This window comes from Pseudotabrizicola sediminis (assembly GCF_004745575.1).
GTDB classification, from domain to species: Bacteria; Pseudomonadota; Alphaproteobacteria; order Rhodobacterales; family Rhodobacteraceae; genus Pseudotabrizicola; species Pseudotabrizicola sediminis.
Genome location: NZ_RPEM01000007.1, coordinates 70119 through 96964 on the forward strand (window position 1 = coordinate 70119; position 26846 = coordinate 96964).

Annotated in this window: 26 protein-coding genes; 6 read left to right on the plus strand and 20 right to left on the minus strand. The window is 65.8% G+C overall.

Features of this window, described 5'->3' with window-relative positions; all coding sequences use genetic code 11:
• Window positions 1-40 precede the first annotated feature (40 nt).
• From dxs to EEB11_RS11490, 13 genes are all read right to left on the minus strand, one after another.
• The gene (gene dxs / locus EEB11_RS11430; RefSeq protein ID WP_135431452.1) at window positions 41-1966 is read right to left on the minus strand and encodes a 1-deoxy-D-xylulose-5-phosphate synthase; all 1926 of its coding nucleotides are present in this window, start codon (window positions 1964-1966) and stop codon (window positions 41-43) included.
• Window positions 1967-2160: 194 nt separating this feature from the next.
• Window positions 2161-2403 (minus strand): RC-LH1 core complex protein PufX, encoded by a 243-nt coding sequence (pufX, locus tag EEB11_RS11435; RefSeq protein WP_135431453.1) that lies wholly within the window; start codon window positions 2401-2403, stop codon window positions 2161-2163.
• A gap of 10 nt (window positions 2404-2413) precedes the next feature.
• Window positions 2414-3337, minus strand: a complete 924-nt coding sequence (gene pufM, locus EEB11_RS11440; RefSeq protein ID WP_135431454.1) for a photosynthetic reaction center subunit M — start codon at window positions 3335-3337, stop codon at window positions 2414-2416.
• Complete coding sequence (pufL, locus tag EEB11_RS11445; protein WP_135431455.1) at window positions 3330-4178, minus strand: photosynthetic reaction center subunit L; 849 nt, start codon at window positions 4176-4178, stop codon at window positions 3330-3332. Before pufL ends, pufM begins: the two co-directional genes overlap by 8 nt.
• Window positions 4179-4306: 128 nt before the next feature.
• Window positions 4307-4483, minus strand: a complete 177-nt coding sequence (gene pufA, locus EEB11_RS11450; RefSeq protein ID WP_103333155.1) for a light-harvesting antenna LH1, alpha subunit — start codon at window positions 4481-4483, stop codon at window positions 4307-4309.
• 12 nt (window positions 4484-4495) lie between these two features.
• Window positions 4496-4645, minus strand: a complete 150-nt coding sequence (gene pufB, locus EEB11_RS11455) for a light-harvesting antenna LH1, beta subunit (protein ID WP_100198094.1) — start codon at window positions 4643-4645, stop codon at window positions 4496-4498.
• 195 nt (window positions 4646-4840) lie between these two features.
• Window positions 4841-5053, minus strand: a complete 213-nt coding sequence (pufQ, locus tag EEB11_RS11460) for a cytochrome PufQ (RefSeq protein ID WP_135431456.1) — start codon at window positions 5051-5053, stop codon at window positions 4841-4843.
• Window positions 5050-6537: a chlorophyllide a reductase subunit Z gene (bchZ, locus tag EEB11_RS11465; protein WP_135431457.1), complete on the minus strand. Its 1488-nt coding sequence runs from the start codon at window positions 6535-6537 to the stop codon at window positions 5050-5052. The genes pufQ and bchZ overlap by 4 nt, the downstream gene beginning before the upstream one ends.
• Window positions 6537-8078: a chlorophyllide a reductase subunit Y gene (gene bchY, locus EEB11_RS11470; protein ID WP_135431458.1), complete on the minus strand. Its 1542-nt coding sequence runs from the start codon at window positions 8076-8078 to the stop codon at window positions 6537-6539. The genes bchZ and bchY overlap by 1 nt, the downstream gene beginning before the upstream one ends.
• 63 nt (window positions 8079-8141) lie before the next feature.
• Window positions 8142-9146, minus strand: coding sequence for a chlorophyllide a reductase iron protein subunit X (locus tag EEB11_RS11475; RefSeq protein ID WP_135431459.1), 1005 nt, complete (start codon window positions 9144-9146; stop codon window positions 8142-8144).
• Window positions 9143-10087, minus strand: coding sequence for a chlorophyll synthesis pathway protein BchC (gene bchC / locus EEB11_RS11480; protein WP_135431460.1), 945 nt, complete (start codon window positions 10085-10087; stop codon window positions 9143-9145). The genes EEB11_RS11475 and bchC overlap by 4 nt, the downstream gene beginning before the upstream one ends.
• Before the next feature lie 160 nt (window positions 10088-10247).
• Entirely contained in the window at window positions 10248-11330 is a 1083-nt protein-coding gene (locus EEB11_RS11485; RefSeq protein ID WP_135431775.1) for a methyltransferase, read from the minus strand.
• Window positions 11331-11366: 36 nt separating this feature from the next.
• The gene (locus EEB11_RS11490) at window positions 11367-12236 is read right to left on the minus strand and encodes a polyprenyl synthetase family protein (protein ID WP_135431461.1); all 870 of its coding nucleotides are present in this window, start codon (window positions 12234-12236) and stop codon (window positions 11367-11369) included.
• A gap of 125 nt (window positions 12237-12361) precedes the next feature.
• Here EEB11_RS11490 and crtD point away from each other — a divergent pair, with 125 nt between their 5' ends.
• Complete coding sequence (gene crtD / locus EEB11_RS11495) at window positions 12362-13942, plus strand: 1-hydroxycarotenoid 3,4-desaturase CrtD (protein ID WP_135431462.1); 1581 nt, start codon at window positions 12362-12364, stop codon at window positions 13940-13942.
• Entirely contained in the window at window positions 13888-14769 is an 882-nt protein-coding gene (crtC, locus tag EEB11_RS11500) for a carotenoid 1,2-hydratase (protein WP_135431777.1), read from the plus strand. Before crtD ends, crtC begins: the two co-directional genes overlap by 55 nt.
• 111 nt (window positions 14770-14880) lie before the next feature.
• Here crtC and tspO read toward each other — a convergent pair whose 3' ends face one another.
• From tspO to EEB11_RS11515, 3 genes are all read right to left on the minus strand, one after another.
• Window positions 14881-15357, minus strand: a complete 477-nt coding sequence (tspO, locus tag EEB11_RS11505) for a tryptophan-rich sensory protein TspO (RefSeq protein ID WP_135431463.1) — start codon at window positions 15355-15357, stop codon at window positions 14881-14883.
• A gap of 307 nt (window positions 15358-15664) precedes the next feature.
• Entirely contained in the window at window positions 15665-16669 is a 1005-nt protein-coding gene (gene crtB, locus EEB11_RS11510) for a 15-cis-phytoene synthase (protein ID WP_135431464.1), read from the minus strand.
• Entirely contained in the window at window positions 16666-18240 is a 1575-nt protein-coding gene (locus EEB11_RS11515; protein WP_135431465.1) for a phytoene desaturase, read from the minus strand. The genes crtB and EEB11_RS11515 overlap by 4 nt, the downstream gene beginning before the upstream one ends.
• 132 nt (window positions 18241-18372) lie before the next feature.
• Between EEB11_RS11515 and crtA the strand changes: the two genes are divergently transcribed.
• The 4 genes from crtA to bchO are packed head-to-tail and all read left to right on the plus strand — an operon-like array spanning window position 18373 to window position 22696.
• Window positions 18373-19104 (plus strand): spheroidene monooxygenase, encoded by a 732-nt coding sequence (crtA, locus tag EEB11_RS11520; RefSeq protein ID WP_135431779.1) that lies wholly within the window; start codon window positions 18373-18375, stop codon window positions 19102-19104.
• Window positions 19104-20159 carry a magnesium chelatase ATPase subunit I gene (gene bchI / locus EEB11_RS11525; protein WP_135431466.1) on the plus strand — a complete coding sequence of 352 codons (1056 nt, stop codon included), beginning with the start codon at window positions 19104-19106 and terminating at the stop codon, window positions 20157-20159. Before crtA ends, bchI begins: the two co-directional genes overlap by 1 nt.
• A 7-nt stretch (window positions 20160-20166) precedes the next feature.
• Entirely contained in the window at window positions 20167-21828 is a 1662-nt protein-coding gene (locus tag EEB11_RS11530) for a magnesium chelatase subunit D (RefSeq protein ID WP_135431467.1), read from the plus strand.
• Window positions 21829-21832: 4 nt separating this feature from the next.
• On the plus strand, window positions 21833-22696 hold the full coding sequence (bchO, locus tag EEB11_RS11535; protein ID WP_135431468.1) for an alpha/beta fold hydrolase BchO: 864 nt from the start codon (window positions 21833-21835) through the stop codon (window positions 22694-22696).
• Between the two features lie 24 nt (window positions 22697-22720).
• Here bchO and idi read toward each other — a convergent pair whose 3' ends face one another.
• Genes idi through chlG form a run of 4 tightly spaced genes read right to left on the minus strand, consistent with a single transcriptional unit; the run spans window position 22721 to window position 26662 of the window.
• Window positions 22721-23269, minus strand: coding sequence for an isopentenyl-diphosphate Delta-isomerase (gene idi / locus EEB11_RS11540; protein WP_135431469.1), 549 nt, complete (start codon window positions 23267-23269; stop codon window positions 22721-22723).
• Window positions 23266-24459: a geranylgeranyl diphosphate reductase gene (locus EEB11_RS11545; protein ID WP_135431470.1), complete on the minus strand. Its 1194-nt coding sequence runs from the start codon at window positions 24457-24459 to the stop codon at window positions 23266-23268. The genes idi and EEB11_RS11545 overlap by 4 nt, the downstream gene beginning before the upstream one ends.
• 2 nt (window positions 24460-24461) lie before the next feature.
• Window positions 24462-25757, minus strand: coding sequence for a BCD family MFS transporter (locus EEB11_RS11550; protein ID WP_135431472.1), 1296 nt, complete (start codon window positions 25755-25757; stop codon window positions 24462-24464).
• Window positions 25754-26662 (minus strand): chlorophyll synthase ChlG, encoded by a 909-nt coding sequence (chlG, locus tag EEB11_RS11555; protein WP_135431473.1) that lies wholly within the window; start codon window positions 26660-26662, stop codon window positions 25754-25756. Before chlG ends, EEB11_RS11550 begins: the two co-directional genes overlap by 4 nt.
• Window positions 26663-26846: the final 184 nt, after the last annotated feature.

Genomic DNA, 26846 nt, shown 5'->3' on the forward strand with positions numbered 1-26846 from the left:
CGCCCGCCAGAGGCGCCGTCATCCGCCGCCCGCGCAGCCCTCAAACCAGCCGCAGCCCCTTGCCCGCCGCCTCGCGCCGCAAAGCACCCTGCGCCGTGGTCGCAATATCGCGGGCGGACAGGCCCGCCCAGTCATACATCTGCGCAGGGGCCGCCTGATCGATGAACTGGTCCGGCAGCACCATGGTGCGGATCGCGCGGCCCAGTTCCAGCTGACCCGACCCGGCCAGATAATGCAGCACCAAGGCCCCAAAGCCCCCGGTGCTGCCCTGCTCGACCGTGATCAGCGCCTGATGGTCCGCGATCAGCGTGTCGATCAGCGCATGGTCCAGCGGTTTGGCAAAGCGGGCATCGGCCACGGTCACGCTGATGCCCTCGGCCTCCAGCAGGTCAGCTGCCGCCAGCACCTCGGACAGATGCGCACCAAAGGACAGCAGCGCCACGTCGGACCCCTGTTTGAGCACGCGCCCCTTGCCGATGGGCAGGGCGGTGCCGCGTTCGGGCATCTCGACCCCCCTGCCTTCGCCGCGCGGATAGCGAAAGGCGATGGGGCCAGAGTCGTGGGCCACGGCGGTGGCGATCATGTGGCACAACTCCGCCTCGTCACCGCAGGCCATGACGGTCATGTTGGGCAGGTTGGCAAGGAAGGCCACGTCAAACGCCCCGGCATGGGTCGCGCCGTCCTGCCCCACCAGCCCGGCCCGGTCGATGGCAAAGCGCACCGGCAGGTTCTGCAGGGCCACATCATGCACGATCTGGTCATAGCCGCGCTGCAGGAAACTGGAATAGATCGCGCAGAACGGTTTCATGCCACTGGCGGCAAGCCCTGCGGCAAAGGTCACGCCATGCTGTTCGGCAATGCCCACATCAAACACCCGCGCCGGAAAGCGCCGCGCCATCACGTCAAGCCCGGTGCCCCCCGGCATGGCGGCGGTGATGCCCACGATGCGCGGATCGCGCGCCGCCTCTTCGGTCAGCTTTTGCCCGAACACGGCTGTATAGCTGGGGGCGTTCGACTTTGATTTGACCTGCGCGCCGGTGGCCACGTCGAATTTTGCGACACCGTGGTATTTGTCATCGGCGCCTTCGGCGGGGGCATAGCCCTTGCCCTTGACCGTCACCGCATGGATCAGCACCGGTCCGGTGGCCCGCGCCCGCGCGGCGCGCAAGGTGGCCAGCAGTTGCGGCATGTCATGCCCGTCTACCGGCCCGATATAGGTGAAACCGAATTCTTCGAACAAGGTCGCCCCGCCCGGCATGCCCGTCACCATTTGCCGCGCCCGCCGCGCGCCGTCGCGCACCGCACCGGGCAGATGCGCCTCGACACCCTCGGCCACCGCTTTCAGCGTGGCCAGCGGCCCCTTGACCGCGATATCGTTGAAGTACCGCTGCAAGGCACCCACGGGGGGGGCAATGCTCATGTCATTGTCGTTCAGGATCACGAACATCCGGGTTTTCAGGTGGCCCGCGTGGTTCATCGCCTCATAGGCCATGCCGGCAGTGATGGCACCGTCACCGATCACCGCGATGGTATCGCCCACCGGCATGCCCATTTCGCGCCCGACGGCAAAGCCCAGTGCGGCAGAGATCGAGGTGCTGGAATGCGCGGCGCCAAAGGGGTCGTACTCGGACTCGGCGCGCTTGGTGAACCCGCTCAGGCCCCCGGCCTGCCGCAGGGTCAGCATCCGGTCGCGCCGCCCGGTGAGTATCTTGTGCGGATAGCATTGGTGCCCGACATCCCAGATCAGCTTGTCCAAGGGCGTGTTGAACACCGCATGGATGGCCACCGTCAGCTCGACCACGCCCAGGGATGACCCCAGATGCCCGCCGGTCTTGCTGACCACATCAATCGTTTCGCGTCGCAACTCGCCCGCCAGAGCCGTCAGCTCGGCATCGGTCAGCGCCTTCAGATCGGCGGGGCCGGAGACTTTGTCCAGCGTGGGGGTGTGACTGATGGGATCGTTCATGGGTGCCTCCTCCAAAGCATGATCTTTCCCTCCCCGCAGAAAAGAAAAAAGTGCCGTATGGATCGTCTCCACACGGCACCAGGTCCCTGTCGCCAACAGGAAGGGAACCGGGCTGTGGTTATGCCCCGGATCCGGACCGGCATTGATGGCCCGAATAAGGTTGGCACGGGCGGCACACCGCCCGGGCGCAAGTGTCAGGCCAGATCGTGCCCGGCCGGTGCCAGCGGCTGCTCAAGGCTTGAGCGTGGCATCGGATCGGGCGTCTGGCGGCTTTCTTCGGGCAACAGAAGCCCGATGCCGTAGAACACCGCAAAGAACAGCAGGCAGGCGACAAAGACAGCCGCAGCCAGCATGGCCCCGTACATCATCTGGCCAAAGATCCAGATCCGCAGGCGGCTTTTGGGGTTTTCGTCCCGGTAGAATGGATGGTCAGACATGGCTTTCCCCTTAATCTAGCGGCGCGTAGCCGTGTTCCTGTGCCCAGACAAACCAGTTGTCCACCACAGTGCCGGTCAGCAGGATACCAATGCCGCCGGTCAGCGTGACCAGCACGGCAAACCACCAGGCCCAGCGGTGAATCCCCTCCATCGTGGCGTTGAAGCCCATGGTCCAGCGCCAGAACAGCGCCGCCCGTTCCGATGCCGTGCCGCGGTCGACGATCTGCTCCAGCTCGCGGTCGCCGCCGAAACGGGAGACAGCAAGAATGGTCGCCCCGTGCATGGCGAACAGCAGGGCTGACCCATACAGGAACACGATCGAAAGCGCGTGGAACGGATTGTAGAACAGGTTGCCATAGGTCAGGCTGAACAGGTTGGTCCAGTCCAGATGGCTGAAGATGCCATAGGGCACGGCGTGGCTCCACGATCCCATCAGGATCGGACGGAACAGGCCCAGCACCAGGAACAACCAGATGGCCGAGGCGAAAGCCCATGACACATGTTTGCCCATCCCCAGGGCCTGCGCCCGAAGGTAAGTGCGCACCCACCAGGCACAGACACTGACCAGCAAGAAGAAGCTGGCAATGATCCACAGCCCGCCTTCGGCAATCGGGGCAAAGCCCAGACCGTATTCTTCTGCCGGTGGCTCAAGACTGAACCAGAACAGGTCGCGCAGGAACACAGCCGGGTTCAGACCCGCCTGATACCAGTACCAGGCGCCGACGGTGAAGAACCAGATCGCCCCCGACACCAGCGAGATCACGCCCATGGTGCCCAGATAGATCGGCCCCAGCTGCGCATTGCCGATCCAGCCTGCCAGATTTGAGAACGTGGCACCATTGCTGCGGTTGTGCAGTTCCACCCCTTCGACAAGACCCATCTCGGGCTCGGCGCGGACCTGGACCTGAGTGAAGATGTTTTGATACTCAGCCATTGATGCCTCCCTCCATACCGGCCCACCAGGGCAGGTTCAGCCACCAGTCCCACCAGACGATCCATTGATCGAACCAGATGGTGCCGGAAATCACGATACAGATTGCCGACCAGAACCCGGCATTCAGCGCAAGAAGCAGACCCACACGGTGGATGCCAAGCGTGCCGACCGAATACCCGATCAGATCGCGGAAATAGGTATCCTCGTGATCAGGGGTCCGCATTTCCTTGCCCTTTTCAGGGTTGGCCGCCGACAGGATCAGCGCGCCGTGCAAGGACAGTGCCAGCGCCGTGGTGAAGAAGAAGCTCACCGCGATCATATGCGCCGGGTTGTAGTGGAAGTTGCCATATTGGTAGCCGGTGTTCGACACCCAGTCGAGGTGCGTCCAGATCCCGTAGGGAAAGGCATAGCCCCAGGCGCCCATCATGACCGGGCGGATCACCACCAGCGTGAGGTACGCAAAGATTGCCACCCCAAAGGCCACCGGCACATGAAAGCCCATGCCCAGCTTGCGGCAGATTTCCACCTCGCGCAGCGCCCAGGCCACGAAGGCACCGGTCGCGCAGATGGTGATGATCTGCCACAACCCGCCCTCGCGCAGCGGTGCTGCGGCCAGACCCATTTCCACCGGGGGTGGCGCGATCGAGATCAGCCAGGGGTTCCATGTCCCCTGCAGGCTCGCGCCGTAAAATATCAGAATCGTGCCGAGGGCTGCAAAGAAGAAGCCCAGGACTCCAAAGAAGCCGACGTAGAAAGGGCCGACCCAGAAGTCGAACAGATTCCCGCCAACAAGCGTGCCGCCTGGCACGCGGTATTTTCGTTCGAAGCTGAGCAGTGCCATGCTTCCCTCTCCGCGTTTATGGAGGCGGTCCCTTCATGGGCGGAATGCGCCATGTGGAGCCGACTTTAAATATTAGGATATTTTCGCGGGCGGCCTGACCTGCAGGCCGCCCGCGAGGGGGTCACAGATTATTCCGCAACCACAACGCGGTCGTACTTCACCGCTGCGATGTCGAGCCAGTTGTAGGACGGGGTCGACAGCAGGACGAGGTGGATCATCGCGGCAAGCAGGAACAGGAACACGCCCTGTGCCACGAAAACGCGACGGGGATCGAAGATCAGCCAGATTTTATAGAATTTCGACATTGTGTGTCCTCCTCAGAACCAAGGGCGCCAGATGTAGACTGCCAGATGAGCAACCACGGCAATCGCCGTGAAAAGCCAAAGGCCGCTCATGTAAACAGAATGCAATTCTTGCGCCTGCTCGTCGGTCAGACCTGTGAAACTCAGGTCGGTTCTATCAGCCATGTTATATCCTCCGGATATGAAGACTGCGCCGCATACCCTGCGGCGTGGGTCACGGATCGGCGGAGTGCCTTTCCGGGTTTTTCACCCCCCTCGCGTGAAACGGCGGTTGGGGCGAAGCGTTGACTTCCGACGGGCGCGGCGGAAGGAAATTCTGTCCGGCCCGTCAGGGCCGGGGTGGCAGACGCACCGGACCGGTCAGGTCCGGAAAATCGCCGGGGTGATGGCTCCTGCTTCGCGCCAGGCGCGGGCAAAGGGGCCATATTTCGGGAACCGCTGATCGCGCAGCGTGGTCCAGACCCAGGCGACAAGCGACAGGGGCACGGCGACCATGAAGATCAGCGAGAAATAGATGTAGAATTCGGCTTTGGGCGTGCGGTGGGCATGCCCGTTCGCGGTCTGGTCACTCATGTCGTGCCTCCCTTGGTTTTCTGGCTCGAAGGCGGTCGGGCATCCCCGGTCAGTCCTTCGACAAATTCGACAATCACCCGCTCGGCCCCTTGGTCGAGCGCGGCCTTTTCCGCCGCATCCCGCAAGGACTTGGCGGCAGAGATCCGGGTCAGAACCGGATGTTCGGAAACGATGCGATCAAGGGCTGCCTGAGCATCCAGATCCCATGGAAAATCGCGGCGCAGCGTGGTGGGCGTGGCCGCCGCACTGTCCATTTCGGTGCCCAGCGGCAGGATGTGGAACAACGCCTCGAACAGCCCGTTGCACACTTCCTGCAAGATCCAGACCGCGCCCGCATAGCCCATGAAGGGCGTGCCGGTGTGGCGCCGGATCGCAGCGCCCGGAAAGCTGGCGGCGATGAAGCTAGGGGCCGGTCCGTGACCGCCCTTCAATTCCGCCAGATACATCTTCTCGTTGATCGACCCCATCACGATCAGCGGCCGGTGGGCCTTCAGATCGGCGCGGATCGCCTCGTTGTTGGTCTTTTTCCCGGCCACGCGGGATACCGCAAAGGCGCAAGGCAGGCCCAGATCATCCTCAAGATACGCCCGCACGCCGCGCGCATAGGTTTCATTGGCGACGATGGCAAAGCTGGCCGTGGCAAAGAAATCCTGCGTGACCGAGCGCCACAGATCCCAGACCGGCTTCAGCGTGGAGTGCTTTTCCCGCTCGATGAAGGGTTCCACATCAAGGTTCAGCAGCTCTCCCAGCGTGCGCAGGAACTTGGTGGTGGATTCAAGGCCGAAGGGCGCTTGCAGATAGGGTTTGCCCAGCACCTCGGCCAGACCCCGGCCAAATTCGCGGTACATGACGATGTTGACATCAGCATTCACCAGATTGCGCATTTCGGCCAGATGGGCGCCAAGCGGCATCACCATGTTGACCTCTGCCCCGATGCCCTCAATCAGGCGGCGGATTTCAAACAGGTCCGACGCCATGTTGAAGGTGCCGTACATCGGGCCAAGGATGTTGACGCGGGGCTTGGCCCCTTCTTCGCGCTTTTTCTCCAGCGGCATCCTGCCCTTGGTCATGCCGAACTCGGTGAAGATCCAGGTCATCGCCCTGTCGGCGCATTGCCATTGATCCTCATCGATGGTGCGAGGCAAAAAGCGCTGGATATTGGTGCCCGCAGGCGTGACCCCGCCGCCGATCATCTCGGCAATGCTGCCGGTGACGACGACCGCAGGCAGTGCGGGGTCGAGCGTTTTCCAGGCGCGGGCCATCGAGGCCTCGGTGCCCGATGTCATCTCATCCTCACCCAGACCGGTGACGACGATGGGAAGCTCATGCGGCGGCAGCGCGTCGGTGTAGTGCAGCACCGACGTCACCGGCAGGTTCTCGCAGCCCACGGGACCGTCGATCACCACTTGCAAACCCTTGACAGCGCAGAAGGCGTAAATGGCGCCCCAGTAGCCGCCAGCCCGGTCATGATCCTGAATAAGCATCAGATCATTTCCTCCGCCTTGGCGGCGCGGGCCAGCTTGTCGATCTTTTTCTGGTGCGCGGCGCGGAAATCGGGGCGCAGGTTCGGCGCGCCTTCCCAGATGCCGGCGGTGTCGGCTTTGCCCACACCTTCAAAGAAGGCTTTCATGCCGATCATCCGGGCCTTGTTGCCCATGGCCGCGTTGATCACTTGCGCCAGCGAGCCAGCACCGGCAGGGCCCATCAAGGGCCGCGCCGAGATGAGGTTCGTGAAGTAAAGCGAGGGAATACCAAGCTCTTTTGCCTTTTGAACCACGGGCGTGGTGCCGATGGCGAGGTCAGGCTGGAAGCCTTCCATCGCGGCGCAATCGTCTTCCAGGCTCGCGCGGAACTTCACCGACACGCCCTTGTCGGCCAGCCAGGCACGGTCCGCCTCGCTCCACTCGCTGCGGGCGCAGGCGGTGCCGACGTATGGCACATCGGCACCGCTTTCGATCAGCAGGCGGGCGACCAGCAGTTCGGACCCTTCATAGCCCGACAGCGTGATCCGGCCCTTGATCGGGTTCGCGGCCAGAGCGCCCTTGATGGCAGCGCCAAAGGCATTCTGGGCGGCGATGATCTTTTCGGGCGAGACATCATAGGCTTCGCCGATGTTCTTCAACCACTCAAGCGTGCCGTCATAGCCCACAGGGCCAGAACCCACGATGGTGCGGCCTGCCGATTGGAATTCGCGCACCGATGCCGTGTAGAACGGGTGGATCGCGGCGACGACCTTGCAGTCGAGGGCTGCGTACAATTCGCGCCATTCGCGGCAGGGCACCACGGGGCCAGCGGCCAGACCCATCGGGGCCAGCATCGCGCCGATCATCATCGGGTCGGCGGGGAACATTTCGCCCAGCAGGGCAACGGCAGGACGGTCGGACCGGCCCGAGGCGGGGGCGGCGACGGGGCCAGCCATGATCTCATTGCGGGCATAGGCGAGCATGGCACCGGCCAGCACATCCTTGGCTTCCGCATGGGTCGGCACGCCAAAGCCCGGCACGTCAATGCCCACGATGCGCACACCGTTGATTTCAGACGGCAGCAGCCGCAGCGGCACGCCGCTGGCGGTGGGCACGCACAGGTTGGTGACCACCACCGCATCATAGCGCTCGGGATCGGCCAGTTCGTGCACTGCATCGCGGATGTCTTCGAACAGCTTGCCGGTCACCAGCGATTCCGAGTTGAACGGCACATAGCCGACAGACCGGCGCGCGCCGTAGAAATGCGAGACAAACGTCAGCCCATAGACGCAGCAGGCCGAGCCTGACAGCACCGTGGCCACCCGCCGCATCCGCAAGCCGACGCGCAAGCTGCCAAAGGCCGGGCACATGGATTGCGGCTTGTCGTGCGGGCCTTGCGGGTAATCGGCGGCGTAGCGGTCCAACAGTTCGGAATTGCCCGCAGCCCGCGCTGCGGCCTGCATCTGGCCTGCCCCGGCATGGCATCCCGTGCCATCCACCGATGGCAGGGCTGCCCCGCCCTCCGGGGTCTGGTCGGCGATGACATGGCGCAGGCCGGTCATTGTTGGCCTGCCTTGCGCTGCAGCGCGCGCAATGCTGCTTCCAGACGGGCAAGGGTTTCCAGATCAAACATTGTCATACACCACTTCCAACGAGGCTTTGGTGGTGGCGTATTTGCCGCGCATGTCGGCATCTGTGGCCGGGGTCAGCACAAAATCGGCCCCTGTGTGTTCGGCGCTGAACAGGCCGAGCAGCGCGTCCTGCGACAGCGGTGCCGGGCGCACCGGGGGCGCCAGGCCCACGGCGGTGGCAAGATCGGCAAACATCGGGCCCCATTGGCTCTCATAGCTGCCAACGATCTGATAATTGGCCGATTTCTTGCGCAGGTCGTCGTCTTGCGGAATGGCCGCCAGCACCGGGATCTTGACCGCTTCGGCAAAGGCCGCCGCTTCGCCGGTGCCGTCATCCTTGTTGATAACCAGCCCCGCCACACCGACATTGCCGCCCATCCGGCGGAAGTATTCCACCGCCGAGCAGACGTTGTTGGCGACATACAGGGATTGCAGGTCGTTCGAGGCAACCAGGATCACCTTTTGCGCCATGTCGCGGGCGATCGGCAGACCGAATCCGCCGCAAACCACATCACCAAGGAAGTCCAGCAGCACATAGTCAAAGTCCCAGTCGTGGAACCCCAGTTTTTCCAGCAGCTCGAACCCGTGGATGATCCCGCGCCCGCCGCAGCCGCGGCCAACCTCTGGCCCACCCAGTTCCATCGCGAAGACGCCGCCGCGCTTGAAGCAGACATCGCCGATTTTCACCTCTTCGCCCGCCAGCTTCTTGCGGGTGGAGGTTTCGATGATGGTCGGGCAGGCCTTGCCGCCAAAGAGCAGCGAAGTCGTATCCGATTTCGGGTCGCAGCCGATCAGCAGCACGCGCTGGCCCATTTCGGCCATCATGTGGCTCAGGTTGGCCAGCGTGAAGGATTTGCCGATGCCGCCCTTGCCGTAGATCGCGATGATCTGCGTCTTCTTGGTCGGCGCGCCCTGCGGGATTTCCAAGGTCGGCTCTTCATGCGCTTCATCGCGCAGACGGGCGTCAAAATCTTTGAGGTTCGGAATATCCAAGGTCATGCGTGGCCGCTCCAGTCTAGGATCATCTTCAGGCAGGTGGCGTCTTCAAAGGCCTCTCTGTAGGCCCCTGTCGCATCCGCTGCCGGACGGGTGTGGGTGATCAGGCCCGACAGCGACAACGCGCCGCTTTCGATCAGGGCCCGGGTGGCGGTCAGGTCATCGGCGTTCCATTCGGCGGCAATCCGGAACCGCGCCTCTTTCATGAAGGCGGGTGGAAAGGCGAAGGCGACGGGTTCGGTGTAGAACCCGGCCAGCACGATCTCGCCACCACGCGCCAGACGCATGACCAGCTGATCGAGCAAGCCCTTGGCGCCGCTGGCATCGTAGATGGCCTTGTAATCGCGGCGGGTGTCCGTTTCCGGATCGATCACGTCATAGCCGACAGCGCCTTCGCGGCGGGCGGGGTTGACCTCCCACACGGTCGGCGCGGGCGCACCGGCGGCGATGGTCAGGCGTGCCAGCAACCGGCCCAGCGTGCCGTGGCCGATGATGAGGTCGGGCAGCGCGGTATTGAACCCGGCCAGCGCGTGGCGGGCGGTGGCAGCGAGGGCAAGCAGCGCGCCTTCGGCCCCCATGCTGCGGTCCATCCGGGCCACACGGGCGGCGGGGGTGACCAGATGGCGCGAGGCACCACCGAACAGCCCGCGCACGTTGCCCTCAAAACAGTTGGCGCCGGGCACGAACACATGCTCGCCCACCCGGAAGCCGCTTTCGGGGGCGGCTTCCACCACCTCGCCAAACGATTCGTAGCCCGGAACCAGCGGATAGCCCATGCCCGGGAACGGTGGCATCGTGCCGGTCCAGAACAGCTTTTCCGTGCCGGTAGAGATCCCTGAATGCGACACCTCGACCACCAGATCGCCAACCGCCGGGGCGTTCAGGCCCAATGTCCCAAGCCCCAGATCGCGCGGGCCAGACAGAATGACGGCAGTTGTTCTCACGTGGTCTTCCTCCCTTTCCCGAAAGTCGCGACACAGAGTCGCAGGTCATCGGGGTCTTTGCTCTGAGTGTAAGTTTAGACTTACAATCGGAAGTGTCAATTTAAATGGACACATTTGCGCAAGATAAGTCGGCAAACTGTCCGAAAAATCGGACGCGCCCTTAGCCCGCAGGCTTTTGCGCCGTGATCGCCGAGGTGACATAGGGCCTTGGCCCCGGCAGCGGCCGGATCGCGGTGAAGCCTGCCGCGGCCAGCAGCGCGGCAATCTCGGCCGCCGACCGGGTTCGCCCGGTTTGCATCGCCAGTGTATAGATGGCGAAATAAACATCCGTCGCCGGGTCTGGCACAGCCCCGCCCGACATCGGTTCCGAGATCAGCAGCCGCCCGCCGGGGGGCAAGGCGCGCAAGGCAGAGGCCAGCAACGCCGCCACCGTGGCGTCCGTATGGTCATAAAGCACCCGGATCAGACTGATCATATCCGCGCCTTCGGGCAGTGGGTCATCGCGGAAACTGCCCGCGTGGACCGTCAGGTTGGGCAGCGGGGCGGCCCCCGCCACCACGGCGGGCAGGTCGAACAGGGTCAGGCGCAGGCCCGGGTACTCTGCCGCCACCGCGCGCAGAAACGCCCCCGTGCCGCCGCCCACATCCATCAGATGGTTTGTGCCGCCAAGGCTGACCAGCCGCAGCGTATCTGCCGCCACCAGCCCCTGACTGTCGGTCATCAACCGGCTGTAACGCGCGGCGAGCGCGGGGTCAGCAGCCCCGCCCGCCCCGAAGACATAGGGCCAGAACCTGGCCAGTTCCGGCTGGGTCTGGCCGCGGAAAAACGCCACCGGATCAGACAGGTCGCGGTAGAGCACATCATGGTGGCGCACCATTGCCTCCAGCCCCGGCACGGTCAGGAAGGCCCCGCCGCGCGGGGTCAGATGCCAAAGACCGCGCGCATGGCGCAGCAGTTTCAGCGCTGCCCCGGACTGCAACAGAATGGCCATCCGTTCGGGCGGCACATCAGCCCCCAGCGCCAGTGCCGACGTGCTCAGCGGCCCGTCAGCCAGCCGGTTCAGCACCCGCAATTCCACCAGCGCCAGCAGCGCCTGTGACTGCACAAAGCCCGACACCACATCGAAAAGCGCCCGCCCCTCGGCGCGCGATTTCAGTCTAAGGCCCGGAATACGTTCAATAACGGCATGAAAGCGCGGCGACATCGCCGCCCGCACCAGCCACCCCGGCCCCGGCCTGCGCATTCGCTCTGGCCCGGCCACCGGCACATCGGCCACGCCCTATCCCCTGGCGGCGGTCAGCCGCGCCGGGGTCATCTTTTCGGCATAGGCCCGTACCATCTGCGCCAGCATCGCCTCGCCGGGGCAGGCCGGGATCGAGGCGATCGCCCCGCCCAGAATGTCGCGCAGGTGGGCCACCGCGCCGGAGATTCCCAGTTCGGCCACGGCGGACGGGCGGCCATGCGCGGCATCCTGCCCCGCCGGTTTGCCCATCTCGTCGGCCCCCATCAGTGCATCTTTCAGATCATCGGCGACCTGAAAGGCCGACCCGATCCGCGCGCCCAGTTCCTCCCAGGGTTCCGCATCCTGCCCCGCCGCAAGCGCCCCCATCTGGGTGGCGGCGATGAACAGCGCGCCGGTCTTGGCGCGGTGATAAGCGTCGAGGTTGATCTGCGCCTCGCTCTCCCAGCCCTGGCCTGCACAGATGCCCATCGGCATGCCTGTGCGCTGCGCCAGATGCCGCACCAGCTGCAACGCGCGCCCGGGCGCATTGGCCCCGGCACTCGCCAGAACCTCGAACGCCAGCACGATCAGGCTATCCCCCGCCAGCACCGCCAGCGGCTCGCCGAAGGCGCGGTGCACGGTGGCCTTGCCGCGCCGCACATCGGCATTGTCAAAGGCGGGCAGGTCATCATGCACAAGGCTGGCGCAATGGATCAGCTCCAGCGCCACCGCCGCCGCATCGGTCAGCCCGGGCCGGTCATCGCCGCAGGCCAGCGCCACCGACATCAGAATGGTGGGCCGGATCCGCGCGCCACCCGGAAACACCGCATAGGGCAGCGCCGCCCCCAGCCGCGCCGGGGCCGCCCCCGATTGCGTCAAAGACATCGCCTGCAGCATTGCCGCTTCAATCCGTCCGTCCAGTGCCATGTGCCGCCCTTTTCCCGACGTTTTACCTGCCCATCGTGGCAGTCTGCGGCGCATGTGTAAACTAAAACTTACACATTCCTGTAATTCCCTATGGACAATGGCCCCCGTCCAGCCAGAATAGCCCTATGGCCAAACAGCATGCCCCTCTTGACAACGACACCGCCATCGTGATCGGCGCGGGCATGGGCGGCCTTGCCGCTGCGATCCGACTCGCCGCGATGGGGCTGGCGGTTACCGTCATCGAATCAGCCGACACCCCCGGCGGCAAGGCCCGCGCCATTGCCTCACCCGCTGGTCCGGTTGATACCGGCCCCACGGTGCTGACCATGCGCGGCGAATTCGACGACCTGTTTGCATTGGCGGGCCAGAGCCTTGACGACCACATACGCCTGATCCCGCAGCCCATCCTTGCGCGGCACTGGTGGCAGGGCAGCCCGACGCTGGATCTGTTCCCCGAGACCGAGGCGAACATCGACGCGATCCACGCCTTCGCTGGTCCGCGTGAGGCGGCGGCCTTCGCCCGCTTTGACCGCATGGCGCAAGACCTGTTGGCGGCCTTCGACGCCCCCGTGATGCGGGCGGCCAGACCGAACCTGATGCAGATCGCCAAGGCAGCCGCTGCCCGACCCCGGATCTGGCCCGCGCTGCTGCCCGGCATCTCGCTCGAACGCCTGCTGCGGCTGCACTTCCGCGACCCGCGCCTGATCCAGCTGTTTGCCCGCTATGCCACCTATGTCGGCGGCAGGCCCCGCCATGCGCCGGGCGTGCTCGCGCTGATCTGGCGGGCCGAGGCGCAAGGCGTCTGGGCGGTGGAGGGCGGAATGCACAGCTTGGCCGCCGCCCTCGCAAGGCTGGCGACCGCCATGGGCGTCCGGTTCCAGTATGCCACCCGCGCCCGCCGCATCGTCACCCAACAGGGCCGCGTCACTGCGGTCGAGGTTGAAGGCGGCCACACCCTGCGCTGCCGGTATTGCATCTTCAACGGCGACCCTGCCGCCCTGACCGATGGTCTGCTGGGGCCCGCCGCCCAGACCGCGATTGCCACGGCAAAGACCACCCCCCGCAGCCTGTCAGCCCAGGTCTGGGCCTTTGCCGCCACGCCGCAAGGTGCCGACCTCACCCATCACAACGTCTTTTTCACCGATGACCCGAAGGCCGAATTCGGCCCTATCGGGCGCGGCCAGCCTGCCGAGCAGCCCACGCTTTACGTCTGCGCGCAGGATCGCACCCCCACCGCCCCCCCGGGGCCAGAGCGGTTCGAGATCATCCTGAACGCGCCCCCCAACCTTGCCCCCACCCCAGATGAGGAACCCCGATGCCGCCAGCGCACCTTTCCCCGGCTCCGGTCCTTCGGCCTGACCTTCTCGCCCGACCCGGACGCCACGGCCCTGACCACGCCCAGCCATCTGGCGCAGATGTATCCGGCGTCACAGGGCGCGATCTACGGCCGCTCGCCCGAGGGGCTGCTGGCGGCGTTCCAGCGCCCGACAGCGCAGACCCGCCTGCCGGGGCTGGTGCTGGCGGGGGGCGGGGCGCATCCGGGAGCGGGGGTGCCGATGGCAGCCCTCTCCGCGCGGCACGCGGCCGAAGCGATCAGGCAGGACCGGATTTCCGGGTCGAGGTCGATGCCAATGGCTATGCCTGGTGGTACATCGACGGGGTCAGCCTTGACGGCACCCGCGCCGTCTCGGTCATCGCCTTCATAGGCTCGGTGTTTTCTCCGTGGTACGGCTGGTCTGGCCGCCGCGACCCGGAAAACCACTGCTGCATCAACGTGGCCACCTATGGCCCTGGCAGCCGGTTCACCATGACTGATCGGGGCCGCCCAGCGCTCCGCCGCAGCGCCGACACGTTCGAGGTCGGGCCAAGCCGCCTGCACTGGACCGGCACCCAGCTAATCATCGACATCAATGAATGGGGCGCGCCGCCCATGGTGACCCCGGTGCGTGGCCAGATCATCCTGACCCCGCAGGCGGTGACGGGCATGGAGGTCATGCTGACCCCTGACGCCGCCCACATCTGGCGCCCCTTTGCGCCCACCTGCCATATCGCGGTGAACCTGACCCAAGGCCACCAATGGGAAGGCCACGGCTATTTCGACGCCAATTTCGGGACACGCGCGCTGGAACAGGATTTCGATTTCTGGACCTGGGGCCGCTATCCAATGCAGGACCGCGCCCTGTGCATCTATGATGCCACCCGCCGCGACGGCACCACGCTGGATCTGGCGGTGGAGATCGACAGCGCGGGGGAAGTGCGCGAGACCACAGCCCCGCCCCGCACCCGCTTTGCCCGCAGCCTGTGGCAGGTGAAACGCGAAACCCGGGCCGATGCGGGCACGATGCCACGCCAGCGCCTGAACATGCTGGATGCGCCGTTCTACAGCCGCAGCCTTGTGGAAACCCGCATCAACGGCGAGGCAACCACCGGCGTGCACGAGGCGCTTGACCTGCGCCGCTTCCGCCAGCCGCTGCTGAAACCCATGCTGGCGGTGCGCGTGCCACGCCGCGCGGGATGGACGTTCACAGACTGAGCCACAGCCACCTGTTCCCTGTGGCCATTGCCGGCGGCTGTCCGCCCCCCAAGGCTATCGGCCCGCCCCGAGGCTATGTCAGGACAGATGATGGCAACAGGGTAAGGGCGATCAGCCCGCCGCCACGCCCGGATTGCGCAGCCAGACCGAAGCGTTCAGCGCCCCGGCAATCGTGACCCACAGCAAATAGGGCGCGAACAGCCAGCCTGCCAGCGGGTCGATCCGCCAGAACACCAGCAGAGTCGCCGCGACCGCCAGCCACAACAGGCCCAGCACCACCAACCCGGCCCGAATCCGCCGCAGCCCGAAAAACACCGGGGTCCACAGCGTGTTCAGCGCGATCTGCACCGCCCAGAGCGCCAGCCCCTGCCCCACCAGCGGATCAAACCCGGCCTGCATCGCCACCCGCATCGCCGCCACCGCGATGCAGATATACAGGATCGTCCAGGCCACCGGGAACATCCAGTCCTTCGGGGTCCACCACGGCTTTGACAGACCCTTGTACCAGTCGCCGGGCTGGAACATCGCCCCGGTCGCTGCCGCAGCACCACAGGCGGCCAGAAAGGTGAAAAACAGCGCGAAATCCATGGTGGAGCCCCTAAGGTGATGTGCCCTCTATCTAACCCGGATCGGCCAAAGCGCAAGCCAAAGCGGGTGGGGGCCACACGCAAGACGGGTGCCGCGCCCCGCTCGGCTCACCTGCTCTGCGCGCCCAAAGCGCCTTCGCGCAAGCGCGTTATCGGTCCCTCTGATACGGTGTTGGAGCTGCCAAAAAGACCGACCGGTTGTGCGACGTGTAGAATACGGGATGAATTCGCCATGCCAAACCGTTGGTTTCAAGTGAAACCACAGGCTGCAACACAGGGGAACATCGTGGGCAGCCGCAGCCCCCTTTTCAGGCAATGCCGCGCGAGCGGGCCTCCAGCTGGTTCAGCACCTCGAACAGCGCGTCCGACCGGCCCCGCGCGCCGGCCTTGCGGGCGGCGGCATCGACCAGAAAGGCCACCTCCGGCGCAGGTTTGGCATGCAGCACCGCCGCACGCGGCAACAGCGGCGAGGCGGCGGCGCGAAAGCCGGCCAGCATCAGCCAGCCCAGCTTTTGCCCCTTGCCGGTGCGCGCCCGCTGCGTCACAGAATCATGCCCCGCCCGCGCCACCTGTGTGCCGATCCCGGCATAGATATGCCGCGCAGCAAAGATCCCCGGACGGCAGGCCAGCGGCAGCGCCGCCACCCCGGCCTCGGACCGCTGATACAGCCGGTCCGCCTCACGCAAAAGCCGCGCCGTCACCCGGCGCACGCCGTTGCAGGCGGCGGGGTCGGCCAGAAACGGCTGCAGATCGACGCCCTCTTCTTCCAGCCAGTCCAGCGGCAGAAACACCCGCCCCGCCCGCGCATCCTCGCCAACATCGCGGCTGATATTGGTCAGCTGCATCGCCAGCCCCAGATCGCAGGCCCGTGCCAGCGCATCGGCCTCGCGTACCCGCATCAGCACGCACATCATCGCGCCAACCGCCGCCGCAACCCGGGCGGAATAGTCAAGAACACCCGACAGCGTGTCATAGCGCCGCCCCATCGCATCCCAGGCAAGGCCTTCCAGCAACGCCTCGGGCAACACGCGGGGCATGTCGAATTCCTCGACCACCGATGCAAAGGCCCGGTCGGCAAAGCCGTCGCGCGGACGGCCCTGATACACCAGATCCAGCCGGTCGCGCAGCCGCAGGACTGCCCCCGCCTTGTCGGTGCCCTCATCCACCTCGTCATCCGCCACCCGGCAGAAGGCGTACAGTGCCAAGGCCGGGTCGCGCACCCGTGCGGGCAGCACGCGGGATGCCGCGTGAAACGACAAAGACCCGGTACGGATCGCGGCGCGGCAGGCCGCCATGTCTGCGGGCGCGATCATTCTGCGGCCATCCGCAGCGCATATTGCGCCGGTGACTCATGCCGCACCAAGGGGTCGGGCACCAGCTTGCCCAGCACCTCTGCCGTGCCGATCACGCCGGGCATGCCCGCGCCGGGATGCGTGCCCGCCCCCGCCAGATACAGGCCCGGCAGTTCCTCGCTCACATTGTGCGGGCGGAACCAGGCCGATTGCAGGATGCGCGGCTCGATCGAGAACCCGGCCCCAAAGGGCGACAGATACCGGTCGCGGAAGGTTTCGGGGGTGAAGGTGACGCTTTCGGTAATGCGGTCGGTCACACCCGGCAGCAGACGCTCTTCCAGCACTTTCAGCATCTTGGCGCGGTAGGGTTCTTCCTCTGCCGCCCAGTCGACGCCATTGTCGTGGCCCAGATGCGGCACCGGCGACAGGACATAGAAGGTGTCATCCCCCGCTGGCGCGCAGCTTGGGTCAGTGACTGAAGGACGGTGGACATAGAGGCTCATGTCATCGGCCAGTTTGCCGCGGATGAAGATGTCCTTGATATGCTCGCGGTAACGGGGCCCAACGACGATGGAGTGGTGGCCCACGTCCTTCCACATCTCCCTGGTGCCCTTGGTTCCGAAATACCAGACATAAAGCCCCATCGACCAGCGCGCGCGCTTCAGCTTGGCCGGCGTCCAGCGCTTCTTGGGCGCGTTGCGCAGCAGCCGGTCATAGGTGTGGCCCGCATCGGCGTTCGACACGACCACCGAAGCCGCCAATGTCTCCCCTGACACCATCCGCACGCCCGATGCGCGACCACCTGCGATGGTGATCTCGTCAACTTCCGCCCCCTGCACCACCTCGCCGCCCTGCGACTGGATGACACCAACCATCGCGTCGGCAATGGCCTGCACCCCGCCCATGGCGTAGTGGACGCCGAATGCCTTTTCCAGATGGCTGACAAGGATATACATTGACGTCACGTTGAACGGGTCACCGCCAATGAACAGCGGATGGAAGGACAGCGCAAAGCGCAGGTGTTCATCCTTCACCCGCGACGCGGCATGACCATAGACCGACCGGTCTGCCCGCATGCGGATGAAGGTCGGGATCGCCTTGGCCGTTTGCCACAGCTTGTGCATCGGCTTGCGGCCCATGTCTTCATAGCCAAACCAATAGCGCGCCTCGGAATCCTTGAGGAACTTCGCATACCCCTTTGAGTCGGAGGAGGAAATCCGCGCGACCTCTGCCTTGATCGCAGCGTCGTCTTGCCGCGCGGTAAAGGTCTCGCCATCGGCAAAGCGAATCTCGTAGAATGGGTCCATCGGTTTCAGCGCCACAGCGGCATCGAAATCTCGCCCGCACACCGCCCAAAGATCGCGCAGGCCCTGCGGCACCGTCACGATGGTCGGCCCAAGGTCGAATCGGTGGCCGCCTTGGGTGATCGACGACCCGCGCCCGCCTGCACGGTCCAACCGGTCGAGCACCGTGACCCTGTACCCCTTTGCCCCAAGCCGCATGGCCGAGGCGAGACCGCCAAGCCCCGCACCGATAACGATGGCCTGATCGGCAGCAGGCGGCGGGGCGGGTGTGTTTGATGAATCGCGCATATCGGGATGATAACCTGTCTAGTTCAATTTACAACAATAGGCTTTGCCTGCGAAAAGCCAACCTTACAGCTTCCCCTTGCAGTCAAAAAATGTCAGACTAAGTTTACACTTGCCACTCTGGAGGACCAATCCATTTCCGTCGCCACGCTCAGCCTGTTCCGGTTCGACGGTCTTGGTCCGCGCCTTTGGGTGATCGGTCAGATGGGGGCGGCGCGGTTCGGGCTGGCGCAAGAGCGGCGGGCTGCATTCTGGAAACTTTGCGGATCGGGCACCGGGCAAGGCTTTACCCCCCGGCCCAACTGGGGCGTCTGGGCGATCCTGGCGACCTGGCCGGATGAGGCGACGGCGCGCGATGCGGTGGCCACCAGCGCCGTCCACAGCCGTTGGCGCGCAAAGGCTGCGGAAAGCTGGACCCTGTTTTTGAACCCCACCTCGGCGCGCGGCGCGTGGGCGGGGGTGAACCCCTTTGCCACCACCGGCCAAAGCCAACCCCCCACCCAGACAAGCGGCCCGATCATCGCGCTGACCCGCGCCACCATCCGCCCCGCCCGCGCGCTGCGCTTCTGGAACCGGGTGCCCGATATTTCCGCCGTCATCGGCGCCGACCCGAACGTGATCTTCAAGATCGGCATCGGCGAGATGCCACTGTTGCATCAGGTCACCTTTTCGGTTTGGCCAGATGCCGCCAGCATGGCAATGTTTGCGCGCGGCAACGGCCCGCATGGCCGCGCCATCGACGCCGTGCGCGACGGCAACTGGTTTGCCGAAGAACTTTACGCCCGCTTTGCCCTGTTGGGCACGGTGGGAAGCTGGGAAGGCGGCGATCCGCTGGCCCGGTACAGAACACAGAAGGACGCTGCCTGATGCCCGCCGATACCGCACCAAAGATCCACGCCCTGCCCAAACGCAGCACCGCGCGCCAGCCGTTCCCGTTCTCGGCCATCGTCGGGCAAGAGGCGATGAAGCAGGCCATGGTGCTGACCGCCATCGACCCGGCCATCGGCGGCGTGCTGGTGTTCGGTGACCGGGGCACCGGAAAATCCACCGCTGTCCGTGCTTTGGCGGCGTTGCTGCCGGAGATCGAGGCGGTCGAAGGCTGCCCCGTCAACTCTGCCCGCCCCGACCAATGCCCCGACTGGGCGCAGGTGACCGGCACCCAGATCATCCGCAAGCCCACGCCGGTGGTCGATCTGCCGCTGGGGGTGACAGAGGACCGCGTGGTCGGCGCGCTGGATATCGAACGTGCGCTCACGCGTGGCGAAAAGGCGTTTGAACCGGGGCTGCTGGCCCGCGCCAACCGGGGATACCTGTATATCGACGAGGTCAACCTGCTGGAGGACCATATTGTCGATCTGCTGCTGGATGTGGCACAATCGGGCGAGAATGTGGTGGAACGCGAAGGCCTGTCGATCCGCCACGCCGCGCGCTTTGTGCTGGTCGGCTCCGGCAACCCCGAAGAGGGCGAGCTGCGCCCGCAGCTTCTGGACCGTTTCGGCCTGTCGGTCGAGGTGACCAGCCCGCGTGACGTGGAAACCCGGGTAGAGGTGATCCTGCGCCGCGATGCCTACGAGACCGGCTATGACGCCTTCATGCCCGGTTGGCAGGCAGCGGATGCCGCTTTGCGCGACCGCATTCTGGCCGCGCGTGTGACGCTGGCCGCGATGAAGACGCCCAATATTGTGCTGCATGACTGTGCGTCACTTTGTATTGCACTTGGCTCTGACGGGTTGCGGGGCGAGTTGACGCTGCTGCGCGCCGCAAGGGCACAGGCGGCGTTTGACGGGGCGGACACCGTGACCCGCAGCCACCTGAAGGCGGTTGCCGCCATGGCCCTGTCGCACCGCCTGCGCCGCGACCCGCTGGATGAGGCGGGATCAGGCGTGCGGGTCGCGCGCATGGTGGAAGAGGTTCTGCCGTAGGGCGATCATGGACTGGACCCGGATCACCCTTGCCCTGCAGCTGCTGGCCGTTGACCCTCAAGGGCTCAAGGGGCTGTGGCTGCGCGCGCGCAGTTCCGCCGTGCGCGACCGGGTGACGGCGGCGCTGAGTGCGCTGCCCTTGCCGCTGGTGCGGCTGCATCCCGGCATTGCCGATGACGCGCTTTATGGCGGGCTGGACCTGTCGGCCACGCTTGCGACGGGTCGGCAGATCACCACGCCGGGGGTGCTGAGCCAGCCTGCCGCTTTGGTGCTGACCATGGCCGAACGGGTGCCGCCGGGCCTGTCGGCACGGCTGGCCCAGGCGCTGGACGGGCCGCGCCACTGCCTGATTGCGCTGGATGAGGCGGCGGAGGATGGCGAGGGCCTGCCGTCTGCCCTGACGGACCGCTTGGGTCTGTTTCTGGATCTCGATGGCATCGCATGGTCCGAGACCGATGAGATCGTGATGGACGCCGATGCCCTGTCGCGCGCCCGCAGTCTGTTGGCTATGGTGACCCTGCCCGCCGATGCCGCTGCCGCACTCACCCGCGCGGCGGCGGAACTGGGGATCGGTTCCCTGCGCGCGCCGCTGCTGGCGCTGGCCGCCGCCCGCGCCCATGCGGCGCTGTGGGGCCGCGAGGTCGTGGAAGACGCGGACCTGCGGCAGGCGGCAGAGCTGATCTACGGCCACCGGGCCCTGCCCCTGCCCGAGTCTGCTCCGCAAGACGAGGCCGAACCGCCCCCCCCCGATCCCGGCGACGATGCGCCGTCGGAGTCTGAAAGCCAAAGCCAGTCGATCCCCGAGGACATGCTGATTGAGGCCGCCCGCGCCGCCCTGCCCGCTGACCTTTTGGCGCAACTGGCCGCAGGCCGCGCCGCGCGTGCCGCCAAAGGGGCCAGCGGCACCGGGGCAGAGCGCGGCGGCAACCGGCGCGGTCGTCCCCTGCCCTCACGCCCCGGCAGGCTGGGGTCTGGCGCGCGGATCGATCTGGTGGCCACCTTGCGCGCGGCTGCCCCGTGGCAACCGCTGAGGCGGAAGGCTGCCCAGTCAGATGCCGTTCTGTTGGTCCGCACCTCTGACATCCGCATCAAGCGCTTCGTTGAGACATCCGACCGGGTGCTGATCTTTGCCGTCGATGCCTCCGGCTCATCAGCCTTCGCCCGTCTGGCCGAGGCCAAGGGCGCGGTGGAATTGCTGCTGGCCGCCGCCTATGCGCGGCGCGACCATGTGGCGCTGGTGGCGTTTCGCGGCACCACAGCCGAAGTGATCCTGCCCCCCACCCGCAGCCTGGTGCAGACCAAGCGCCGCCTTGCCGGCCTGCCCGGTGGCGGCGGCACGCCCCTTGCCGCGGGCATGCGCCTCGCACTGGCCACCGCCACGCAGGCCCGCGCCCACGGGCTGACCCCGACGATTGCGCTGCTAACCGACGGGCGCGGCAATATCGCGCTGGATGGCAGCGCCAACCGTGCACTGGCCGAGGAAGATGCGACACGGCTGGCCCGCGCGATCCGCGCCACAGGGATGCCGTCGATCGTGATTGATACCGCCAATCGCCCGCAACCCGGCCTTGCGGCGATGGCGCGGGCGATGGATGCCCCCTACCTCGCCCTGCCCCGCGCCGATGCGCGGCGGCTGTCGGGCGTGCTTTCTGCGGCGCTGGGGGACTGACGCCATGGACAGCGCCCGCCTGCCCGCCGACTGGCCGTATCGCGCGGCAGCACGCCATATCCGCCTCAGCCCGCATGACTGGTGGGTGATTGATACCGGGCCACGCGACGGGCCGGTCGTTTTGCTCCTGCATGGCGCGGGCGGGTCTGGCCACAGTTTTCGCGCGCTGATCCCGTATCTTTCGGACAATTACCGGGTGATCGTGCCGGATCTGCCCGGTCAGGGCTGTACCCGCGCCGGTGGCATGCGCCGCTTGGGGCTGGACGCAATGGCCGAGGACCTGACCCGCCTATGCGTGACCGCAGGCTTTGCCCCGCAGGCGGCAATCGGTCATTCGGCAGGGGCGGCAATTGCCTTGCGCATGGCCGACCTGACCCCGCTCAAGGCCATTGTCGGCATCAACGCAGCCCTTGGCACCTTTGACGGAGCCGCAGGCGTTATGTTCCCGCTGATGGCCCGCGCCTTGGCCGCCGCCCCCTTTGTCGGCTCGGCGGTGGCGCGGCTTTGGGGCAATGCGGCCAGCGTGAGCAAACTGCTGTCCGGCACCGGATCGCCGCTGGATGCGGCGGGTCAGGCGCAATACCTGACCTTGGTGCGCGATTCTGCCCATGTGAACGGCACGCTGGGCATGATGTCGCAATGGCGGCTGGAGGGGTTGATGGCGCGGCTGCCATCCCTCGCGGAACCCGTGCTGCTGATCGCATCAGACCGCGACAATGCCGTGCCGCCAAAGGTCTCGCGCGACGCGGTGCAGCACATGCCCAACGCCACCTATGCCGAAATCACCGGTTTCGGCCATCTGGTGCATGAAGAAGCGGCGGATCGGGTGGCGGAAGCGCTGTTGCCCTGGCTGGCCGCGCGGCTCTGATCTCGGATCGGGCGCTGGGAGCGGTCAGCGACCGACGCCAACCGTGGCACCGAAGATGCGCGCCATGTGCTCGGTCATGTAGATTTTCAGCCAGGGGGTGAATTTTGCGGGGGAGCGCAGCACCTCGGCCGACAGATCGTAAAGGTCGACCCAGCGGGTTTCCATCACCTCGTCCGGGTTGGGGGCGACGGTCATCGACGGTCCGGCGTCAGCCACGAAAATGTCAACCAGCTCGTGTTCGGTCAGCCCGCCGCCCACGTCAGCGCGGTATTCCACCCGGTCGGCAAAGGCCGGGAACAGGCCGGTGATGCCCAGTTCTTCACGCAACCGGCGCACGGCGCAGGTGGCGGGGTCTTCGTTCCAGCGCGGATGGGTGCAGCAGGTGTTGGCCCAAAGCCCCGGTGTATGGTATTTCGACAGGGCGCGGCGCTGGATCAGCACGCGACCTGCTTCGATCACAAACACCGACACCGCCTTGTGCCGCAGCCCGCGCTGATGCACCTCCAGCTTGCCCACGGGGGCAAGCGCCCCATCCACCCAGGCCGGGATCAGCTCTTCGGTTTGTGCGTTCATGACCACTTCGGCGATACCAATCCCAACAGATGCGCCATGTTCTTTATTCCGATCTTGATGTGCGCCATCGGGCGCGCCTTCACCAGAGATTTGTTCATATAGGCCTCGAACGTCAGCTTTTGAACATCAATGTCATGGCACAGGCTGACAAACCGCTCACGCCGGTCGTCGCTGCGGTAATAGGCATCCTGCATCGAGCGCAAGACGCGGAACACCGTGCCATGTTCACGCATGAACATCTTGCGCGCCAGTTTCAGATCCTTGGCCCGCCCCGACATCAGCGCCGCCTGCGCCGCCGTGGCGGCCACGCGGCCCCCGGCCATAGCGTAGAAGATGCCTTCGCCCGATGAGGGCGCAACAACCCCCGCCGCATCGCCCGCCAGCACCACGTCGCGGCCATTGTCCCAGCGGTCCAGCGGTTTGAGCGGGATCGGCGCGCCTTCCTTGCGCACCGTTTCGCACCCTGTCAACCCAGACATAGCGCGCAAGGCGGCGGTGGCGACCTTCAGATCGACGCCATCCACCTCGGTGCCCATGCCGACGCTCACGTGCTTGCCATGCGGAAAGACCCAGCCATAGAAATCGGGGCTGATCTTGCCGTCATAGATCACGTCGCAGCGTTTTGGGTCGTAGTCGGCATTGGCGGCAAGGCCGCCTTCGGGGGCCTTGAGGATTTCGTGGTAAGCGATGACGTAAGGAATCTTGTCGCCGCCCGGCACCTCGGCCCGCGCGACAGCAGAGCGCGCGCCATCGGCCCCGATCACCAGACGCGTGCGGCTGCGCCGCTCGGCCCCCGAGGCCTTGTCGCGCCAGATCACATGGGTGCCGGCGGTATCACGCTCAATGCGCAGGAAGGTGCCGGTCAGCCGGTCGGCCCCGTTCATCGCGGCGCGGTCGCGCAGGAATTCGTCGAACTCCTCACGGTCGACCATGCCGACATAGCCGCCCTCGATATGGATATCGACCGCGCGGCCCGTGGGGCTGATCATGCGGGCGGTGTTGATCTTGGCCACGATCATCGCATCGGGAATGTCGAAATCGCGGATCGCGCGTGGCGGGATGGCCCCGCCACAAGGCTTGATCCGCCCTGCCCGGTCCAGCATCGCGACACGATAGCCCGCGCGTGCCAGATCCTCGGCGGCGGTCGCCCCCGATGGCCCGCCACCCACAACGAAAACATCATATTGCATGGTCATTCTCCCGGAATGGCAAAGGCGGAAGGGTGCGGATCGCGGCCACCCCGGGTGGCACCGATCACACGAAGCGCGATCAGCGCGGCAATGAGAAACAGGACGGCTTCGGCAACGAAGACGAGGCCAAAGGCAGAGGGTGCAGGCAGCCACAGGCGCAGCAGGTCAACTCCTGCGGCCCCGAGCAGGCCACCGAACCCGGCGGCAAGCGCTTGTGCCGCGCCCCACAAGCCCATGCGCGTGCCTTCGCGCGCGCCGCGCCCCTGACCGGCGAGCGCCATCATCGACCCGATGGCGGCCACCGCAAACATGCCGTTGAAAAAGCCAAGCGTGATCACGGCGGGCACCAGAAGCGCAAGGCCCAGTTGCCCCAGCCCCGCAATCACGCACAACGCCCCGGCCGATCCGATACAGCCCGCAACCACCCACTGCCGCAGGCTGCCGACGCGCAGGCCCGTGGCGGCGATGCCCACTGCCAGCATGCCAAGGAAAACCCCGCCATTCTGCGCACCCGACAGCTGAGTGCTCTGGCCCACGTCAAAGCCGAACACCAAGCCGGCATAGGGTTCAAGGATCAACTCCTGCATGAAATAGGCGCTCATCGACAGGAAGACGAACAGCGTGAAGGCCCGCGACTGCGGCTCGGCCCAGATCTGCGCGAGGCCCTGCCGGAACGGGGCCGGATCGGCCTCGCGTTCCGCAATCACCCGCGATTCAATGCCCCAGACCGCAAGAATGGTCAGCAATACGGCACCAAGGGTGACGATCCCGACGATTTCCAGCAGCAGCGTGGGCGTATAGGGGTTCAGGAAATGGCCGACAGTGCCTGCCGTGACGGCAATGCCAAAAATCATCATCAGCCAGGTGATCGTCGCCGCCGCCGCGCGCCGGTGCGGCGCGGTGGCCGTTGCCAGCAGCGCCAGAAGCGAGGTGCCTGACGCCCCGACCCCCACCCCGATCAGCGCATAGGCCGCGACCGACAGTGCCAGCCCCGCCTGCGGCTGCGCCGGAATGATCACCACCCCAAGCGCCGCTAGAAACGCCCCCGCCGACAGCGCCGCCATGCCCAGAATGATGAACATCGTCCGGTTGCCGCGCGTGTCGGACCGGAAGCCCCAGTTGGGCCGGGTGATCTGGATGCCATAGTGCAGCGCCACCAGCAGCCCGGGCACCAGCGCAGGCAAGGCCAGTTCAACCACCATCAGCCGGTTCAGCGTGCTGGTGGTCAGTACCACCACCGCGCCAAGGCACATCTGCACCAGACCAAGGCGGGCGATCTGGACCCAGTTGAGCTTCATCCCGCAACCCCCAGGTTACGCAGGGCAAAGGCCGCGATCATCATGCCAGAGACGTAGAACACGATCCCCGTGCCGTTGTACCAGGGCGCATATTTCTTGGGGTCGCGGAACAACCGCCGCATGGCCAGAATCTGCGCCAGCAGCAGCACGATCACCGCCATCGCGTGGTAGGGCGCACTCCAGAGGAACAGCAGTGCGATCACCACGGCCTGCGCCATGGCCATCGTGGTGCAGGCGATCCGGGCCGCAACCTCTGGCCCCAGCACCACCGGAAGCGAGCGCACGCCATGCTGGCGGTCGCCTTCCAGCGCCTTGAAATCATTCAGCGTCATGATGCCGTGCGCGCCGAGCGCATACAGGAGGGCAATGATCACCACTTCGAACCGCGGGGCCGCCGACAGCAGCACCGCCGCCCCGGTGAACCACGGCAGCCCTTCATAGGACAGCCCCACCAGCCCCGGCCCCCACCAGCCCGAGCGCTTAAGGCGCACCGGTTCCGCCGAATAGGCCCAAGCGGCAATCACCCCCACCACGGTCGCGCCAAAGCCCCATGGCCCCAGCAGCCAGCCAATGGCAAGGCTCAGCACCGTCATTGCCAGCGCGATATACAGCCCCCAGCGGCCCGGTATCCGGCCTGACGGGATTGGGCGGTTCGGCTCATTCACCGCATCGACATGGCGGTCGCACCAGTCATTCGCGGCCTGGCTCATGCCGCAGACAATCGGCCCCGCCAGCACCATGCCAAGGATCACGATTCCCCAGTTGCCGGTCAGCGCCACGCCCGATGACACAGCGCCGCACAGATAGGCCCAGATCGGCGGAAACCAGGTGATCGGTTTGATCAACTCCAGCATGGCGCGGGGCTGTGGGGTCGTGCGGGGGTGTGAGGCGATACTGACAGTCATCTGTCAACTACACCTTACAATTGAGAGTCGGGCAAGGGGTTGCCGGGCAAATAGTGTAAATTAATCCTGACAGATTCTGCTGTCACGCTCTGGCGGGGGCAAATTAGGCCCCCACGGCACCCCCGGGGCGCTTTGTCCCGACCCCTCAAAGAGCATTTTGCCAAGATGAAAGCCGGGCGCGCGG

Excerpts from the sequence above, each read along its gene's own strand:
- dxs (WP_135431452.1), bottom strand. The coding sequence starts at position 1,966 with ATGAACGATCCCATCAGTCACACCCCCACGCTGGACAAAGTCTCCGGC.
- pufX (WP_135431453.1), bottom strand. The coding sequence starts at position 2,403 with ATGTCTGACCATCCATTCTACCGGGACGAAAACCCCAAAAGCCGCCTG.
- pufM (WP_135431454.1), bottom strand. The coding sequence starts at position 3,337 with ATGGCTGAGTATCAAAACATCTTCACTCAGGTCCAGGTCCGCGCCGAG.
- pufL (WP_135431455.1), bottom strand. The coding sequence starts at position 4,178 with ATGGCACTGCTCAGCTTCGAACGAAAATACCGCGTGCCAGGCGGCACG.
- pufA (WP_103333155.1), bottom strand. The coding sequence starts at position 4,483 with ATGTCGAAATTCTATAAAATCTGGCTGATCTTCGATCCCCGTCGCGTT.
- pufB (WP_100198094.1), bottom strand. The coding sequence starts at position 4,645 with ATGGCTGATAGAACCGACCTGAGTTTCACAGGTCTGACCGACGAGCAG.
- pufQ (WP_135431456.1), bottom strand. The coding sequence starts at position 5,053 with ATGAGTGACCAGACCGCGAACGGGCATGCCCACCGCACGCCCAAAGCC.
- bchZ (WP_135431457.1), bottom strand. The coding sequence starts at position 6,537 with ATGCTTATTCAGGATCATGACCGGGCTGGCGGCTACTGGGGCGCCATT.
- bchY (WP_135431458.1), bottom strand. The coding sequence starts at position 8,078 with ATGACCGGCCTGCGCCATGTCATCGCCGACCAGACCCCGGAGGGCGGG.
- EEB11_RS11475 (WP_135431459.1), bottom strand. The coding sequence starts at position 9,146 with ATGACCTTGGATATTCCGAACCTCAAAGATTTTGACGCCCGTCTGCGC.
- EEB11_RS11485 (WP_135431775.1), bottom strand. The coding sequence starts at position 11,330 with ATGCGCAGGCCGGGGCCGGGGTGGCTGGTGCGGGCGGCGATGTCGCCG.
- EEB11_RS11490 (WP_135431461.1), bottom strand. The coding sequence starts at position 12,236 with ATGGCACTGGACGGACGGATTGAAGCGGCAATGCTGCAGGCGATGTCT.
- crtD (WP_135431462.1), top strand. The coding sequence starts at position 12,362 with ATGGCCAAACAGCATGCCCCTCTTGACAACGACACCGCCATCGTGATC.
- tspO (WP_135431463.1), bottom strand. The coding sequence starts at position 15,357 with ATGGATTTCGCGCTGTTTTTCACCTTTCTGGCCGCCTGTGGTGCTGCG.
- crtB (WP_135431464.1), bottom strand. The coding sequence starts at position 16,669 with ATGATCGCGCCCGCAGACATGGCGGCCTGCCGCGCCGCGATCCGTACC.
- EEB11_RS11515 (WP_135431465.1), bottom strand. The coding sequence starts at position 18,240 with ATGCGCGATTCATCAAACACACCCGCCCCGCCGCCTGCTGCCGATCAG.
- bchI (WP_135431466.1), top strand. The coding sequence starts at position 19,104 with ATGCCCGCCGATACCGCACCAAAGATCCACGCCCTGCCCAAACGCAGC.
- EEB11_RS11530 (WP_135431467.1), top strand. The coding sequence starts at position 20,167 with ATGGACTGGACCCGGATCACCCTTGCCCTGCAGCTGCTGGCCGTTGAC.
- bchO (WP_135431468.1), top strand. The coding sequence starts at position 21,833 with ATGGACAGCGCCCGCCTGCCCGCCGACTGGCCGTATCGCGCGGCAGCA.
- idi (WP_135431469.1), bottom strand. The coding sequence starts at position 23,269 with ATGAACGCACAAACCGAAGAGCTGATCCCGGCCTGGGTGGATGGGGCG.
- EEB11_RS11545 (WP_135431470.1), bottom strand. The coding sequence starts at position 24,459 with ATGCAATATGATGTTTTCGTTGTGGGTGGCGGGCCATCGGGGGCGACC.
- EEB11_RS11550 (WP_135431472.1), bottom strand. The coding sequence starts at position 25,757 with ATGAAGCTCAACTGGGTCCAGATCGCCCGCCTTGGTCTGGTGCAGATG.
- chlG (WP_135431473.1), bottom strand. The coding sequence starts at position 26,662 with ATGACTGTCAGTATCGCCTCACACCCCCGCACGACCCCACAGCCCCGC.